Genomic DNA, 15,457 nt, shown 5'->3' with positions numbered 1-15,457 from the left:
CAACCAAGATGCACATGAAGAAACTGGTATTTGCAAACGCCGTCGCCGCCATGCTGGCAACCTTCGCCCTCGTCGGCTGCGGAGGCGGAAGCGGCGAGGAAGGCGCCGTCTCCACGGCGGTGACCACGACCGAGCCGGACCCGGTGCAGGAAGCGCCGGCGCCCGGCAAGACTCCCGTCCCCACGGAGGCCGCCGGTCCCGGCGTGACGCTGACGCTGACCGATTGCGCGCGGGTGACGGGCAATCCGGTCCCCGCGCCCGAGATCAGCGGCGCCGACATGCAGGAGGTCAATGACGTTCTCATGAGCCACGACGCCGCGCACAGCTTCGACGTGTTCCAGCGCTCGCCGGCGGAGGTGATGTGGTGGGTTCGAAGCTCCGGCCGGGCGGTGACGCTTGCCGCGCTCGGAACCGGTGTTCACGAAACCAACCACGTCCTGGATTTCCTGCTGTCGGGCATCTGCAATGAAGACCGCTACGCCCGATACCTGCTCGACGGGCAGGTCCACGTGACCGGCACGCGCATGGGAGACACCGCCAACCGCGTGATCGTGGACAGCACGTACCCGGCGGCGCTGAAGGTATCGCGCGCCGCGCGATACAGCCTCTACATCACGGAGACCGCCGGCAACTCGCGCAACGACTTCTCGTCGCTCCTCGACGAGTTCAATGCGTATGCGGGCGCGGCCGCACTCGAAGCGTCGGTGCGCAGCGACCCCGACATGGGCTACCTCTACCAGGCAAACGTCATGTCCGACGAGAACATCGGCGGCATGGTCGACTTCATGCTGTTCATGCAGCACTACCTGCTGGCCGCCAGGACCAGCAGCCCGCAGACGTATGCGGCCATTCAGGGGCAACCGGACACGCTCGCATTCATGCAGGTGCTCTGGACCCGCGCGGAATCGCTGCTGGCGCGTGCCTACCCGTACTCGACCGCCGCCACCGGCAAGGGCGGCACGATCGTCCCGGCGGATGTGTTCGCCGAGATCTATTCGCCGCAGATGCTCTCTGAGCTGGACGCGCTGGGCATCACCCACAAGGTGGCGGCCGACTGGGCCGGCACCTATCTCCACTAGGACGGCGCCGCCGGGGCGGGCGAAACACGCCCCGGCTGGTCAGGGCTGACGCGCGTAGCGCAGGTGCGTGGCGGCAGGGCCGGCCAGGACGCTCTCGATGCGAAACTGCGGCGCGGCATCTCCCAGGTGCTCGAAGAGCCGCCGGCCGCTGCCGAAGAACACGGGCGCCAGCGCGATTTCCAGTTCGTCGACGACTCCCAGTGCCAGGTACTGCTGGATCACGTCGGCTCCGCCCGAGATGCGAACGTCGCGGCTGCCCGCGGCTTCCCGGGCCAGTGCCAGGGCACGCTGCGGCCCGTCGTTGACGAAGTGGAAGGTCGTCCCGCCGGGACGCACCCACGGATCGCGCTTCTCGTTGGTGAGCACGTAGACCGGCGTGTGGAACGGCGCTTCTTCCGGCCAGGCGGCCTCGCCCTGGTCGAACATGCGCTTGCCCATGATGTTCGCGCCGGTGCGCTCGAAGGTGGCGCGCACCAGGTCGTTGACCGGCCCGGTCTCGCCGCCTGCGACCTTGAGGACGTTCTCGCGAAAGTACTGCTGCCCGAGTATCCAGGCCATCATCGCGCCCCACTTGGCGCCCCAGTTCTTGTAGCCGGGGTTGTCCATGGTCATCCCCTCGGGGGCCATGTAGCCGTCTAGGCTGAGGCCGATGTTGACGAAAACCTTGCTCATGCGTGGATCCTGTTTGTGTACGGCGTCCACAATTCTAGCCAGTCCCTGCGTTTCGCGCCGTGACATCGACCCGGCGGGGTCCGCAGCGAGCGACAGCGTGCAGGACTACGTCAGGTCAGCGCGCGCCGCCGACACATGGCGAGACCCGCACCGACAGGTCGTTACAACGATCGGCCGCATGCTTGGGGCAGTTCCCGACACCGCCGCCATCCATGACCGATTTCCTTCTCCTGCTGAGTCTGCTGACGCTGGCCATCAGCTTTGCCGCCGCCGCACTCCTGCGCGGGATGGTCCGCTTGATCCAGCAGTTCGTGGCCACCCGCACGACCGCCGGACAGGGGCGCGGGTTGGCGCACCCCTTCACGGCGGTTCGGAACGGATAGGGTTGCCTACAGCAGGCCTGAGCCCTGCGCTGCATTCACGACCGCACCGGTCAGTTCGAGGACCTGGGCGGTGAAATCCCTCGACGGCTCTGCGACGAAGGTCGTGCTCCAGACCAAGCGATTCTGGGAAATGTCCGTGAGCCGCCCCTGGGCCGCAAAGCCGGTGCTTCCCCAGCCGCCGGTGCCGTTCGGCAAATCGATGCCGACGCCGGCGCCACCGCCTCTTCCCCAGCTGAAGCCGCCCAGGCCGATCGAGGCACCGGAGAAACCGCCACCGCCGATGGCGGCCGGCGTGAGCGCCACGACCAGCACTGACCTTGCGCCAACACCGGCAGCCTCGGCCGCCAGCTGGGCGTCCAGGTCCCTGCCGCTGGCGAGCGAAGACTCTCGTGCCACGAGGGGTTGCGCACCGCGCTTTTGCAATTCGCTGAGCAGCGACGCCTGGCAGTTCTGCCGCATCGCAATGTCCCACGCTTCGCAAGCGACAAGGACCTTGTCTGTGCGCAAAAGCCCCGACTTCGCACCCAGCGCCGGGTCGATCCAGTGACCCGACTGTTGCGGCGACGAGGCACAGCCGACCAGGGAAATGGCCGCGAGCGCAGCGGCCACGCCGAAAAACTGCGCGGACGCCTGCCGACGCCTAGGACTTCTGCTCGCGGGCGGCATTTCGCAGATCGCGGATCTGATCGTGGTTGCGCTGCGCGCCGTCGGCCTGTCGTTGCACCGCCGCGCGCACGTCGGCCGGAAGGTTCTGCTTGAGCGCCTTCCGATATTGGGCCACGGCCGCGTCCTCTCCGCGCTCGCAGGATTCGAGCATCGACAGTTCGCTGTCGGCGCCGACCGTGCCTTTCACGTGCACCCAGCCGCGGTGCAAGGCGCCAGCGGCCGTGCCGCCGTCGGCCGGCGTGCCACCGTATTGGCCGATCAGCGCTACCAGTTCCTGCTCTCCGTCGCGGCAGGAATCGGCCCGGCTGACGAACAGTTGCTTCATGGAAGCAGATTCGACCTCTTCGGCGCAAGCCAGGAATCCCTTGCGCCCGTCACGCGTGATCTCGAGCAGATCATTGAGCACGTCGACCACGTCGTCGTTGGAAAGCGGGTCGCCGGAAATTGCGGATTCGTCAGTCATGGTGCGTCCTCTATAGGAAAGCCGGGCAGGGTTACCCAGCCAAACACCAGCATGGCTTCCGGCCAGTCCGAGGGAGGTGGGACCGCGCGACCTGTCGCTGTAGGTTGATGCGAGGCTTGCCACTTTACATTGACCATCCACTTGGATGGTTGTAGGATGCCCTTCATGCCCAAGAAAAGCGCAACCCTGGCCACCAAGCCCGCCGATGAAAAGATCACCATCAACGTTGGTTGCGTCGATCTTGGGCAGATCGACCTGCTGGTGCAGGAAGGCTTCTATTCGAATCGCTCCGATCTCGTCCGTACCGCCATTCGCAACCACCTGGCCACGCACGCCGAGACGGTCCGAAGCACGGTTGCGCGCAAGGACCTGGCCCTGGGCATCCAGCACTACGGCGTGGCCGAGCTCGAAGCCGCCAAGGCCGCGCGCGAAAAGCTTCAGATCCGCGTTCTCGGCCTGGCCGTCATTGCGCGCGACGTGTCGCCGGCGCTTGCTCTTGCAACCATCGAATCCATCACCGTGCTGGGCGCGCTCCATGCCAGTGCACCGGTCAAGGCGGCACTTGCCGGCCGGCTGCGGTGAAACATCAAACCATGGGCCATCACATGACCATCGACTTCGCACGAATTTCCGATGCCACGCGCCTGGTGCGCTCCGGTCAACTGCGCGCCGCAACCGCGTCGATCCAGGCAGCGCTTTCGGGCCGCGCCGCGCCTCCGGCCGCTCCGGCCACTGCGTTCGCGGCAGCGCCCGACGTCATCGACGTACCGTCGCGCGTCCTTCCGCCTGAAGTGCATCAAAGCGGCGATTCGCCGCAGCGCGACGAGCGCGACGCCGAGCACGCGCCGGAAGTTGCCGCCACAGGCGGCGCGCGGGCGCCGAGTGCCGGCCAGCGCTTCGTGGCAGGCAGCTTCAGCAACGGACACGACCGCCGCGACTACAAGTTCTTCGTTCCGGCACAGGCAGGCGAACGCCCCTTGCCGCTGGTGGTGATGCTGCACGGGTGTACGCAGGATCCCGATGACTTCGCCGCCGGGACCGGCATGAACGAGCTGGCGGAATCACGTGGGTTCTATGTGCTGTATCCCGCCCAATCGCGCCAGGCCAATCCGCAAGGCTGTTGGAACTGGTTCAAGCACACTCATCAGCAACGCGAACGCGGCGAGCCCGCGCTGCTGGCCGGAATGACCCGGCAGCTGATGGCGCAGCACCGGATCGACCCCGACCGGGTCTACGTGGCCGGCCTTTCGGCAGGTGGCGCCATGGCTGCCATCCTGGGCGAGACATACCCGGACCTGTATGCAGCCGTGGGCGTTCATTCCGGGCTGGCGTCCGGCAGCGCGCTGGATCTGCCGTCCGCACTCTCGGCCATGAAAGGTGCGGCCAGGTCACCGGCCGGCATGCCGAGCGGCGTGCCGACCATCGTCTTCCACGGAGACGCCGACGGCACGGTGCACGTGCGCAACGGCGAACACGTCATTGCCGCCAGCATCGGTGCCACGGCCTCGGTGGAAGTGTCGGCCGTCGAAGACCCGAGTGTGCGCAACGCCACGCGCGCCGTCTATCGCGCCGCGGACGGCCGGATCATCGCGGAGCGCTGGACGGTGCACGGGGCGTCCCACGCATGGTCGGGCGGCAAGGCGCAAGGGTCGTACACGGACCGGCAAGGCCCCGACGCCAGTGCGCAGATGCTGCGGTTCTTCTTCGAACACCCGCGCCGCGAGCGTGACGCGCAGGAGCCCGGTGGGTCCCGGCGCTACGCCTGAGGGTGCCTCGCCACGCGTTCCGCCTGGTGCATCGGGTCAGATCTCGTGATCTGCGGGAAGGATCATGACCTGCGGGATTCTCACGTGGGCGGGTTGCTCGAGCACGAACATCACCATGCGCGCGACGTCGTTCGAGCCGCAACGCTGGGGGACTTCATGAAGATCCGTCGGTTCAGGTCCGGTGATGAAGCTGCGTTGTTCCGCGTGTACTTCACGGCCATCCATGACATCGCCTCGCGCGACTACTCGCCCGAGCAGATCCAGGCCTGGGCGCCGCCCGACCTCGACATGGACCTGTGGGCGAACCGGATTCAAGGCATCCAGCCTTTCGTGGTCGAGCTCGACGGCGGCGAGATCGTCGGCTATGCGGACCTCCAACCCAACGGCTATGTCGACCACTTCTTCGTCTCGGGCGCTCATCCGCGCCAGGGGATCGGGACGCTGCTGATGGCTCGCATCCACGAAGAGGCCGAGTCCCTCGGCCTTGCCGAATTGAGCGCGGAGGTGAGCACGACCGCCGAGCCCTTCTTCGCTCTCCATGGGTTCGAGGTCGTCGAGCGAAGGCAGCCGGTGCTCCGGGGCGTCACGCTTCGCAATGCCTTGATGCGCAAGGCGCTTGGGCGACAAGGTGGGGACGCATCGGGTTGAATGCCTCGTGCCCGGCCGGGTTCGGCCCAGGCCTCGTTCACCCGGCGCAAGACGTCAGTCCAGCGGCAGCTCGATTCCTGACTCTGCGAACACCTCGCGCACCACGGACAGGCCGTTCAGCGCCGCCGGAAATCCGGCGTAGACCGCCATCTGCATCACGACCTCGACCACCTCTGATGGTTTGCACCCGACGTGCAACGCGGCATGGACATGCACGCGCAATTGGGGCTGCGCGTTGCCCAGTGCGCACAGCGCCGCAACCGTCGCCAGTTCGCGCTCTCGCAAGCCCAGGCCTTCCCTGGCGTAGATGTCGCCGAACGAAAACTCGAGCACATAGCGCGCAAAGTCAGGGAACGACTTCGCCAGCCCCTCGACGACCTCCACGCCAGCCGGACCGTCCACGGCGGTCAGCATGCGGGAGCCGCGTTCGTAGCGGTCGGCGCTCATTTCGTTGCGGGTGGAATGGGTCATGAATGCTCCGGAAAAAAAGTTGATGAAGGCCACTGTAGGACTGGCGTGTGCCCCGCGGAATGACCAAGTTCGTGATACCTTTTTGATATGTCAAACCTCCTGGATTCGCGGGCACTGGCGCTATTTCTTGCCGTCGCGGACGCGCTGAGCTTCCGCCAGGCGGCCGAGGCGCTGCACCTGTCCCAGCCGCCGTTGAGTCGGGCGATCCGAGAGCTCGAGGAACGGTTGGGGACGCGGTTGTTCGACCGCAACACGAAGGGGGTGAACCTGACGGCGGCCGGGCAGCGGCTGGTGCCGTATGCGCGCAGCATCGGCAGGCTGTTGCGCGAGGCCGAGGCCGAACTGGCGACAGGGGGCTTGCCGGCCACCCTTCGGCTCGGCCTGACCAGCGCTGCGGAGCCGAGCTGGTTCCGCGGACTGGCGCAACGGGTGCAATCGACTCATCCCGGGACAACGGTGTCGACCGTGTCCGATACCTCGCCCCGGCTGGTGCGCCAGCTTCGCGCCGGCAAGCTGGACGCCGCCTTCGTGGCGCTGCCCACGGATGCGCATGGGCTGGACGTCCTGGCGCTCGATCGGCTGCCGATGGTGGTCGCGATGCAGTCCTCGCATCCACTTGCAAGGCGCAGGGCGGTCAGGCTCGCCGACTTGGCGCGTGAACCGGTCTTCTGGTTCGAGCGTGCGCGGCAGCCCGCGTTCTACGACTACTGCCAGAAGGTCTTCTCGCGCCATGACTTCGCGCCATCGAAGCTGAGGGAACCGACCGACCATCATGTGCTGCTGAGCGACGTGGCCAGCGGACGCGGCGTGGCGCTGCTGCCCAGATCCTTCACCGGCTTGAGACGGGCGGGCGTCGTGTACAGGGCGCTGGCCGAGGGCGAAGAACTCGCCGTCGGTATCGGGCTCGTCACGCGCCGGGACCGGCAGCCATTGCGGGACATGCTGACTGCGGCTGCGGGAGCGCGCGGACAACCGTAGCGCGTCCAAGGCGCAAGTTTCAGGCGCGCGTCACAAGGTCGATCGCGTCGCGGGCCGAAGCGGGCACTTCCGCCACGCGGTTACAGTCATCCACCTTTTGTTACAGGGTCGTCATGACTTCCGATGCCTTGATCGCCCCGCGCGCCGGTTTCTCGAGCCCGGCCGCCAACCGCCTGGAGTGCCAGGCCTTGGCCATGCTTGCGGCAGCGACACTTCTGGCTGGCTGCGGCGGCGATGCGCGCGACCCCGGGCCGGCGCCCGCGCCGCCGGTGCAGACCACGCCGCCCGTGCAGGCCTCGCCGCAGGAGCCGGGCTTGCCGGTCGGCGCACCAGCCGTGCCGGCCAGCGCGCCGGCCGACTTCGTGGTGGGCTATGCGGCGCAGCGCTACGACTTCAGCTGGAGCCCGGTGGCAGGTGCCACGTACTACCAGGTGCAGGAGGACCCTGACGGCAGCGGTCCGGCACCCGCCAACCAGGTCGGCGCCGACGTGGGCGTGACCGCACTCCAGTACACCGTCGCACTGCATCTGCGCCTGAACGCCAGCTACACCGTGCGCGCGTGCAACGCGTCGGGCTGCGGGCCGGCATCGGCCCAGGTCGTGCCGGATCCGACCAAGGCCATCGGGCAAGTCAAGGCGCCCGGGCCGGCGACCGGCGATCTGTTTGGCGCCTACATGGCCCTGTCGGCCGATGGCACGACGCTTGCCGTCGCCGCGACTCAGGAGGCGAGCAACGCCACCGGCATCGATGGCGACCAGGCCGACGACAGCGCACCAGCGGCCGGCGCGGTGTACGTGTACACGCGCACGAACGGCGCCTGGGTCCCGCAGGCCTATGTGAAAGCCTCCAACACGGAAGCTGGCGATTGGTTCGGTTCCAGCGTGGCCTTGTCGGCAGATGGCACGACACTGGCGGTCGGCGCCCCCGGCGAGGACAGCAGCGCCCACGGCGTCGATGTCAGCCAGTCGGACAACAGCGCGGCCGACACCGGCGCGGTGTACGTCTACGCCCGCACGAATGGCGCCTGGGCCCAGCAGGCCTACGTGAAAGGCTCGACGGCGCCAGGCAGCTACTTTGGCACCAGCGTGGCGTTGTCTGCCGACGGCACCGTGCTGGCGGTCGGGGCGCTTTCCGAGCCGAGCGGCGCCACCGGCATCGACGGCAACCAGTTCGACACGAGCGCACCCGGCGCCGGTGCGGCGTACCTGTACACCCGCGCCAGCGGCACGTGGGCGCAGCAGGCCTACGTGAAGGCATCGAACGCCGACGTCGGCGATGGCTTCGGGCTTACCGTGGCGCTGTCTGCAGACGGCAGCATGCTTGCGGTCGGGGCGCCGTACGAGAGCAGCGGGACGTCCGGCGTCAAGCCCGGCGGGTATGCGGACCCCGACAACGGTGCGGCATCCGCCGGTGCGGCGTACGTATTTGCCCACGCGAACGGCACCTGGGTCCAGCAGGCCTACGTGAAGGCGTCCAACCCGGCCGCCGGCGCAATTTTCGGCATCGGACTTGCCCTGTCCGCTGACGGCAGCACGCTGGCGGTCTCGGCACCGGGCGAAGCCAGCAACGCCACCGGCATCGACGGCGACCAGTCGGACACCAGCGCCCGCCTGGCTGGCGCGGCCTATGTCTACAGACGCGCGAATGGCGACTGGACCCAGCAGAGCTACGTCAAGGCCTCTATCGCCGGTGCCTTCGAATGCTTCGGCATGAGCCTGGCCTTGTCGGGGGACGGGGCGACGCTGGCGGTCGGCGAGAACTGCGCGCGCGCTGGCAGCCTGACCTTGAGCGACCCCGGTGCAGCGTATGTGTACACGCGCACGAGCGGGGCCTGGGCCCAACTGGCCCGCGTGGAGGGCACGGACTCGAGTGCAGCCTTTGCATTCTCCCTGGCGCTCTCGGCCGACGGCCGCACGCTGGCGGTCGCGCAGCCTGCACAAGCCCATGCGCCCGGCTCTACTGCAGACGGCGTCGACACCGTTCATTTGTACTGAGCCCGGCCATGGTGCCGGCAGCCGCGTCGGACGCGCGCGCGCCGGCGTCTCAGAAAGGCAGGCTGATGCCGATCGACCACCCGCGCACGTTGTCGCCGCGCAGGTAGCTGCCGGACACCCGGGCGCGGGCCGGCTGCCCCGGCGACAACGAGAGCGGCACTTCGAAGCCGCCGCCGAGCTCGGCCACCGTGTCGAAGCCCAGCGCGTGGCGGTTGGCGCCGAAGAAGCCGGCCACGCCGCCAAAGGCCAGCCAATCGAGCGGTCGTCCGGCAAGATGCAGCCCGGTACTGCGCACGAACTCGCCGCGCAGCGAATACAAGCTGGCGGTTTCGCGGAACGACTGCACCGGGTCAGTCTCTCCGAAGCTCGTGATCCAGGTATGCGCCAGGCGCGCGTGCACAGACGTGCGCCCTCCTGCGGCCAGCGCATTCCACTGCAGGCCCAGGCTCGGCGTGACGAGATACGCATCGGTGTGCCAGTTGAACAGCAGGCCGTCGAGCAGCGGGCGCAGCGGCTGCGCGTCGCCGTCGAAGCTCGCATGGTTGTCCAGCCGCGCCAGGCCGACGTCCAGCGCCGGCTCGAGCGCGAAGCCCTGCCCCATGCGCACGCTGGCCAGCACGCCGGCCGATGCGCTGTAGGCCTGCCAGCGGCTGCGGATGACGCCCGACTGCGGCGCCGCCAGCGGCAACTCGTCCCGCAACTGCAAGTAGCCGCCGGCAGCGCGCCAGTACAGGTCGGTGTCGGGCGTCAAGGCCATCCAGCGCCGTTGCAACGGCAGGCGGAACACGTCCAGGCGCCCGGTGCTGCCCCCAGGCTGGTCGGGCCCGATGCGGTAGTTGGCCGCGCTGATGTCGGGCGCGGCCGAGAGGTTGATCATCTGGGCATAGCCTGCCCCGAGCCGAGCGCCGGCCACGGTATCGCGCAGGGCGTCGCGCGGCGCAGCGCCGGTCTGCGCCTCGGCACCGCCGGCGATCGTGCAACAGGCCGCGGCCAAAGCCGCGGCGCGCCGCGCGGCGCCATGCCTCATGTGTGTTGCTCGTACTCGCATCGTTCTCCCTTGTTGGCCGATGGGTGGCTGGCAGCGGAAAGCACCGGTCCGCGCACAACCCATGGGGCGAATACTGCACTGGTCTTGCGCCCATTCGTCGTCCAAGCGAGCGATCGGAGGTAGATTCATCGGCATGGGACGCCTGACATTCAGCATCAACGTGACCCTCGACGGCTGCATCGACCACCGTGAGGGGATCGCCGACGACGAGACGCACGCCTTCTTCACCGCCCTCATGGACGAGGCGGGCGCGATGCTGTGGGGCCGCGTCACCTACGAACTGATGGAGGGCTACTGGCCGGCAGTCGCCCGCGGCGAGCAGCAGGCGCCGCCAGCGCTGCGCGAGTGGGCGGTCAAGCTGGACGCCAAGCCGAAGTACGTCGTGTCGTCGACACGGGAGCAATTCCCGTGGAACAACAGCCACCACGTTGCCGGCGACCTGCACGCGGGCGTGCAGAAGCTCAAGGACGCGACCCCGGCCGGCGTGCTCGTCGGCAGCGGCAAGCTTGCGGCCGCGCTCGATCGGCTGGACCTGATCGACGAATACAAGCTGCTCATCCACCCCCGGATCGCCGGCCACGGCCCGACCCTGTACGAAGGCGGGCTGCCCGGCACGCGACGGCTGGAGCTGGTCTCCGCCAGGCCGCTTCGCTGCGGTGCGGTCGCCATGCACTACCGGCGCGCGCGCGGCTGACGACCGCCTCAGGATCCGTTGCTGACCGCGGGCGACTTGCCGATCCAGCGCACGTCGTTCAGTTGCGCCACAAGAAATTCGGCTAGAGGCTCGCGCGACATCGAGAACAGCTTGATCGAAGGGTCACCCACGTAGCCAGTCGCGGCGGGGTGGCCACAAGGTTTGTCGGAGAGCATCGGCAGGCGTACCAGGGTCCAGTCGAGCGTCGAAGTGCGGATCGCTTCGGCAACACCCAGAATCTCGTCGTACGCATTCCCGGCGAAGGCCTTGACCAGGCGCATGGCGAGCCAGAAGGAAACACTGAAACGATCGTGGCGGTCCTGCGCGCTCGTCGTGGCGGTTGCGATCAGTCGCCGGACGCCAGCCTGCGCCATCGTCTGAACGATGTGCCGCATGCCATCGGCCACGGGCGTACCCTTGGATTTGCCGGTCGGGCCCAGCACGCTGATGACGGCATCATGACCTTCGACCGCATGGCGGATCGCGGCAACATCGGTCAACTCGCCGACGATCACATGAAGCCCGGTCGCGGGCTCCAGCTTGGCCGCACTGCGCGCGTAAGCCGTCACCTCGTGCCCGGCAGCCAGCGCCTTGCGAAGGACCAACCGCCCGGTCGGTCCCGTTGCGCCGAAGACCACGACCCGCATCAGGCGCTCCTCACCAGCGCCCAGCTGCCGTACGGCGAAGGCTTGGCACGCGCGGCATTCTGCGTGAAGAACGAGATCAGCAGCGCGATCAAGCCGACGATGGCTGGCACGAAGCCTCCATCGCCCGCATTGATGTGCGCCGAGAACGCCAGCAGCAGGTGGTAGAACATGCCTGCATAGGCCAGGTCCGTCAGGGCCCTGTTGAAGCGCCACACCACGGTGATGGCACCGGCCAGCTTGACCACCGCAAGAATGGGCACCAGATAGGCCGGATAGCCGAGCTTGGCGAACGCCTGCTGGATGCCTGCGATATTGCTCAGGTACATCGTGCCGCCGGCGACGTACAACATGGCCAGCAGCGCGGTGCTCGCCCAGTAAACCCACTTGATCTTCATGTTCGAACTCTTCTTCACGGCCGATGCCAGGTATATATTGATAACCAAGGCTATGTTAGATACCGTCACGGCACCGCACAAGAAGGCACATGAAAGTAACCACCCCACCCATCGTCGACTCCCACGAACTGGCGAAGCGACTGCATGAAACAGGCGGGCATGAGGCCCTGAAAGGCGACTGCCGTCCGGTGGCGGAGATCCTTGTTCGCATTGGCGACAAGTGGAGCGTGCTGATCGTGATGCTGCTGGGCGCAGGTCCGAGGCGGTTCAACGAAATCAGGCGGCTAGTGGACGGCATCTCGCAACGAATGCTGACGCTGACGCTGCGCGGGCTGGAACGCGATGGGCTGGTCACGCGCACCGTGTTCCCGACGATCCCGCCGCGCGTGGACTACGCGCTCACGGATCTCGGGCATTCGCTGCGTCAGCCCATCACCGCATTGGGCGAGTGGGCCTATGCGAATCGGCCAAGCATCGAAGCGGCCCGAACAGCGTTCGATCGGGCGGCTGCCAAAAGGAACGGGTAGACGATCAGCGTGCGATGGGCGCACTCCCAAGTCCCAGCTGCGGCCTCATGGCCTCCCAGGCGACGCCATTGACGCGGTGGGAAACGTAGCCGTTGAACTGTGAAGCCGACTTCGTTCGGCGCGCCACGTAGACCGCCCCGGCGTACTCTCCATAGGTGCGTACCGTACTGATCGGTGAGTCGGGATAGCCAATGAACTCCAGCACCCTGGCAGTCCCCGCGGTCTTGATCTCGACCGTACCCGTCGCAAGAACGGCGCAGTTGCTGACCACGCCGCTTACGAAGTCGCAGCGGTAGTACTGCACGGCCTTGGCGCCATCTATCGAAGCCACCCTCAGGTTGTGCACGTTGTCGTCGATCAGGCCGAGGCTGGCCGAGCCTGCGCCGGTTGCGAGGTTGACACCCGATACCGGCAGCGCGGCGATCAATGCCTCCAGGTTGGAGTACCCGGTCTTCTCGTTGGGGTCGAACAAGCTGATCGAGTAGGGCTGGCTCAGATTCACGCCGCGGCGCAAGGTCAGCAGCGAGCCGGGAGGAAAGACGGCATTCGGATCGGCGAAGGCCACCGCGGGATTCACGCCCGCAATGGAATTTCCCTCGCCGGCCTGCATTTCTGCAACCACGTCCGCCATCTTGCGTCCCGCAATGTCCGTGGAAGCGCCGTGGCTCATCGTAAGCGTGCTGTCTTCGCAAAAGTCACTACGACTCGGCGTTCCCAAGGATGATGTGAAGGAGGCGTTCTCGTCGCAACGCACCCACCCGCCGGAGCCCAACCGCACCTGCGGGTACAGCGTGTCGTGCGGGGTTGCCGCTCCATTGGTCTTGCCTTCGCGCAGATCCGTCAGGCGACGCCTGCCGGTGCTGGGGTCGGCGACGCCATCGGTGGGATAGGTCTGCGCGAAGTAGTTGTCCGGGTTGGTAAAGGTCAGGCTGGCCAACTGGTCAGAAGGCGCGACGGTTGCGGCTGTCGGGTCGACTACGCGAAGGGCCACGCCGCTGTGCAGTGCGTCCGCTGTCACCAACGCGGCGGCAAAGGCGTTGTCCTCGAAACGCGTGGGGTCCACCACAGCAACGTTCTGGTAGTCGTACAGCTGCGCGGTCTCGGGTAAGCCCAGTTGCAGCAGCACCGCCGCCTCGGCGCGCTCGAGCGCAAGGCCTGAATCCACACCAGCCTGTATCAGCGTGGTCAACGGATTGACCTGCGCGCGCTTGCCGCTGGGCGCACTCATCGTGAATGGCTTGCTGAAGGCCGGCAGTGAAGGATTGTTGCCATTCACCTGCGCCACCAATGGGGCCGCCGCGAGTTCGTCGCCTTCGGCCTGGCTGGACGGCGTGTAGCTGAATTCGTAGGCGCCGTCGGTGCCGGTCTCGGCGGATGCCGGCTCGCCTGCATCGCAGGTGTTGTTGCGATTGCGGTCCACGCAGACTGTCGCGCCGCCCACCGGCCCCAGCACGACCACTTTGCCGGCGATGGTCGCGGACGCCGGCGTCGAGGGACCAGCCTGCGACCCTTGCGAGGAGTCGCTACCACCGCTCCCGCCGCAGGCTGTCAGGGCCAGCAGTGCCGCGCATGCCAGGGCCCTTCTTTCGAATTGCTCGTATCGGGTCATACCTTCTCCTGTCAGGTGACGTTGCAACATGTAACCGTGTCAGGCAAAAGTATTCTTAGTCGGCCTTTCTGACGCATCATGCGAATTGATAACGAAAGACCGAGACCGGTCGACGCGACTCCTTTCGTTGGGGGAGGCCATGCGCCACCGCCCTGTTTTGAATGCGCAAGGAGCACGGGCTCGTCCGGGTGGGCAGGAGGGACGATGAGGAATCAGAGCATCTTGAAAAATGCCGGTCAGGATGACCTTGTCTTGGCGCGCGCCGTCGAGGCGGCGCACTCGCTGGCCGACCCTTCGCCGCCATGGCGCGAGATCCTGACCTGCGGGCGCGAGTTGGTCGGCGCCGAGGGCGCCACCTTCATCGTTTTCGAGGGGCGCCGGCTGGTCACTTTCGAGTCGGTCGGCAACGACCCGGCGACCGAGCGGGCCTACGTGGAGCACTACAGCAGCCACGACATCATGCTCGAGCCCGAGCGGCCACGCCCTGGGGGCACATGGCTCGACACCGAGGACAAGCTGTCGAGCATCGACCGTCATCGCAATGAGTACTACGTCGACTTCATGTGTCGCTACCGCATGCGTCAGATCCAGTCCCTGGTTCTGGAGGAAGGCAGGCGATCTGCTTCCATTTCCTTCCAGCGTTCAACGATCCGTGCCGACGGCGCGGCCCTGCGCGCAAGTCCGCGCATCGCCCGCTATGCGCAAGCCGTGCAAGCCTCCCTGGTGTGTCGCCACGACCGTTCCAGTCGTTGGCTTGAGGCCTTGGAGGGCACGGCGACAGCATTTGGCGAAGGGGTGATGCTGATCGACAACTGCGCGCGCGTGCTGCGGCAATGCCCGCGCACCGCGGCGCTTCTTGAGGAATCCCGCAGCGGGTTGGGCATGCGCAAAGGGGTGCTTTGGCATGCAGACTTGCGCGTGCGGGACGCATTGGCGAGTGCATTGGCGCGTCTGCACTTCGGCACCGGCGACACGAGGGTGCTGAGCCTGGGCAGCTCAGGCGGGCGTGGTGGGTGCAGGCTGGAGTTGGCGCGGGCACCGGAGGCCCTGCGGCTGGGAGGCGAGTCGATGGTCATCGCACGCGTGAAGCTGCACCGACACTTCGCGGCCGACCCGGCATTGCTCTGCGCCTCCTTCGGCCTGACCGATGCAGAGGCGCGGGTGCTCTGCGCACTGGTCGAAGGACAGACTCCGGCGGCTCACGCGCGCGCGCAGGGCGTGACCATCAACACCGTGCGTCGACAGATCGCCGTGCTGATGCAGAAGATGGATTGCAACCGCCAGGCAGACCTGATCCGCCTGGCGTTGTCGTCGAGCTGACCCGTCTGCACTGCGTGCGTAGGCGTTGGAGGCACGCAGCGGTCTTGCTGGACGTGGTCAGCGGTAGGTCCGCTGTCGCGCACTGGAGAAGTGGAGC

At 67.1% G+C, this 15,457-nt stretch carries 18 protein-coding genes; 10 read left to right on the top strand and 8 right to left on the bottom strand.

Features of this window, described 5'->3' with window-relative positions; translation table 11 throughout:
• Positions 1-14 precede the first annotated feature (14 nt).
• Positions 15-1,079, top strand: coding sequence for a hypothetical protein (locus VES41_RS18575; protein ID WP_324820082.1), 1,065 nt, complete (start codon positions 15-17; stop codon positions 1,077-1,079).
• Positions 1,080-1,118: 39 nt separating this feature from the next.
• On the opposite strand, the gene VES41_RS18570 is transcribed toward VES41_RS18575, so the two are convergent.
• Positions 1,119-1,751, bottom strand: coding sequence for a dihydrofolate reductase family protein (locus VES41_RS18570; RefSeq protein ID WP_324820080.1), 633 nt, complete (start codon positions 1,749-1,751; stop codon positions 1,119-1,121).
• A 212-nt stretch (positions 1,752-1,963) separates the two neighbouring features.
• On the opposite strand from VES41_RS18570, the gene VES41_RS18565 reads away from it, so the two are divergent.
• Positions 1,964-2,134, top strand: a complete 171-nt coding sequence (locus tag VES41_RS18565; RefSeq protein ID WP_324820078.1) for a hypothetical protein — start codon at positions 1,964-1,966, stop codon at positions 2,132-2,134.
• A 6-nt stretch (positions 2,135-2,140) separates the two neighbouring features.
• Here VES41_RS18565 and VES41_RS18560 read toward each other — a convergent pair whose 3' ends face one another.
• The gene (locus VES41_RS18560; protein WP_324820076.1) at positions 2,141-2,743 is read right to left on the bottom strand and encodes a hypothetical protein; all 603 of its coding nucleotides are present in this window, start codon (positions 2,741-2,743) and stop codon (positions 2,141-2,143) included.
• Positions 2,744-2,774: 31 nt separating this feature from the next.
• Positions 2,775-3,263, bottom strand: a complete 489-nt coding sequence (locus VES41_RS18555; protein WP_324820074.1) for a PA2169 family four-helix-bundle protein — start codon at positions 3,261-3,263, stop codon at positions 2,775-2,777.
• A gap of 165 nt (positions 3,264-3,428) precedes the next feature.
• Between VES41_RS18555 and VES41_RS18550 the strand changes: the two genes are divergently transcribed.
• The 3 genes from VES41_RS18550 to VES41_RS18540 all read left to right on the top strand — a co-directional run bounded on the left by VES41_RS18550 (position 3,429) and on the right by VES41_RS18540 (position 5,677).
• Positions 3,429-3,845 (top strand): CopG family transcriptional regulator, encoded by a 417-nt coding sequence (locus VES41_RS18550; protein ID WP_324820072.1) that lies wholly within the window; start codon positions 3,429-3,431, stop codon positions 3,843-3,845.
• A 23-nt stretch (positions 3,846-3,868) separates the two neighbouring features.
• A complete protein-coding gene (locus VES41_RS18545; RefSeq protein WP_324820070.1) occupies positions 3,869-5,029 on the top strand; it encodes a PHB depolymerase family esterase in 1,161 nt (386 codons plus the stop codon).
• 156 nt (positions 5,030-5,185) lie between these two features.
• On the top strand, positions 5,186-5,677 hold the full coding sequence (locus VES41_RS18540; RefSeq protein WP_324820403.1) for a GNAT family N-acetyltransferase: 492 nt from the start codon (positions 5,186-5,188) through the stop codon (positions 5,675-5,677).
• A gap of 54 nt (positions 5,678-5,731) precedes the next feature.
• Here VES41_RS18540 and VES41_RS18535 read toward each other — a convergent pair whose 3' ends face one another.
• Positions 5,732-6,124 (bottom strand): carboxymuconolactone decarboxylase family protein, encoded by a 393-nt coding sequence (locus tag VES41_RS18535; RefSeq protein ID WP_324820401.1) that lies wholly within the window; start codon positions 6,122-6,124, stop codon positions 5,732-5,734.
• Between the two features lie 111 nt (positions 6,125-6,235).
• On the opposite strand from VES41_RS18535, the gene VES41_RS18530 reads away from it, so the two are divergent.
• Positions 6,236-7,126 carry a LysR family transcriptional regulator gene (locus VES41_RS18530; protein WP_324820068.1) on the top strand — a complete coding sequence of 297 codons (891 nt, stop codon included), beginning with the start codon at positions 6,236-6,238 and terminating at the stop codon, positions 7,124-7,126.
• A gap of 113 nt (positions 7,127-7,239) precedes the next feature.
• A complete protein-coding gene (locus tag VES41_RS18525; RefSeq protein WP_324820066.1) occupies positions 7,240-9,120 on the top strand; it encodes an integrin in 1,881 nt (626 codons plus the stop codon).
• 49 nt (positions 9,121-9,169) lie between these two features.
• On the opposite strand, the gene VES41_RS18520 is transcribed toward VES41_RS18525, so the two are convergent.
• Positions 9,170-10,147: a hypothetical protein gene (locus VES41_RS18520; RefSeq protein ID WP_324820064.1), complete on the bottom strand. Its 978-nt coding sequence runs from the start codon at positions 10,145-10,147 to the stop codon at positions 9,170-9,172.
• Between the two features lie 154 nt (positions 10,148-10,301).
• Here VES41_RS18520 and VES41_RS18515 point away from each other — a divergent pair, with 154 nt between their 5' ends.
• Positions 10,302-10,862 (top strand): dihydrofolate reductase family protein, encoded by a 561-nt coding sequence (locus VES41_RS18515; protein ID WP_324820061.1) that lies wholly within the window; start codon positions 10,302-10,304, stop codon positions 10,860-10,862.
• Between the two features lie 8 nt (positions 10,863-10,870).
• On the opposite strand, the gene VES41_RS18510 is transcribed toward VES41_RS18515, so the two are convergent.
• Positions 10,871-11,509, bottom strand: a complete 639-nt coding sequence (locus VES41_RS18510; protein ID WP_324820059.1) for an NAD(P)-dependent oxidoreductase — start codon at positions 11,507-11,509, stop codon at positions 10,871-10,873.
• Positions 11,509-11,904, bottom strand: a complete 396-nt coding sequence (locus VES41_RS18505) for a DoxX family protein (RefSeq protein ID WP_324820057.1) — start codon at positions 11,902-11,904, stop codon at positions 11,509-11,511. The genes VES41_RS18510 and VES41_RS18505 overlap by 1 nt, the downstream gene beginning before the upstream one ends.
• 89 nt (positions 11,905-11,993) lie before the next feature.
• Between VES41_RS18505 and VES41_RS18500 the strand changes: the two genes are divergently transcribed.
• A complete protein-coding gene (locus tag VES41_RS18500) occupies positions 11,994-12,431 on the top strand; it encodes a helix-turn-helix domain-containing protein (RefSeq protein WP_324820055.1) in 438 nt (145 codons plus the stop codon).
• A 4-nt stretch (positions 12,432-12,435) separates the two neighbouring features.
• Here VES41_RS18500 and VES41_RS18495 read toward each other — a convergent pair whose 3' ends face one another.
• Positions 12,436-14,040, bottom strand: coding sequence for a hypothetical protein (locus VES41_RS18495; protein WP_324820053.1), 1,605 nt, complete (start codon positions 14,038-14,040; stop codon positions 12,436-12,438).
• Positions 14,041-14,244: 204 nt separating this feature from the next.
• Here VES41_RS18495 and VES41_RS18490 point away from each other — a divergent pair, with 204 nt between their 5' ends.
• Positions 14,245-15,360: a helix-turn-helix transcriptional regulator gene (locus VES41_RS18490; protein ID WP_324820051.1), complete on the top strand. Its 1,116-nt coding sequence runs from the start codon at positions 14,245-14,247 to the stop codon at positions 15,358-15,360.
• Positions 15,361-15,457: the final 97 nt, after the last annotated feature.

The sequence above is a fragment of the Variovorax sp. genome, from assembly GCF_035634955.1.
Taxonomy (GTDB): Bacteria; Pseudomonadota; Gammaproteobacteria; order Burkholderiales; family Burkholderiaceae_C; genus Variovorax.
This window is presented reverse-complemented; position numbering and strand designations above follow the sequence as displayed.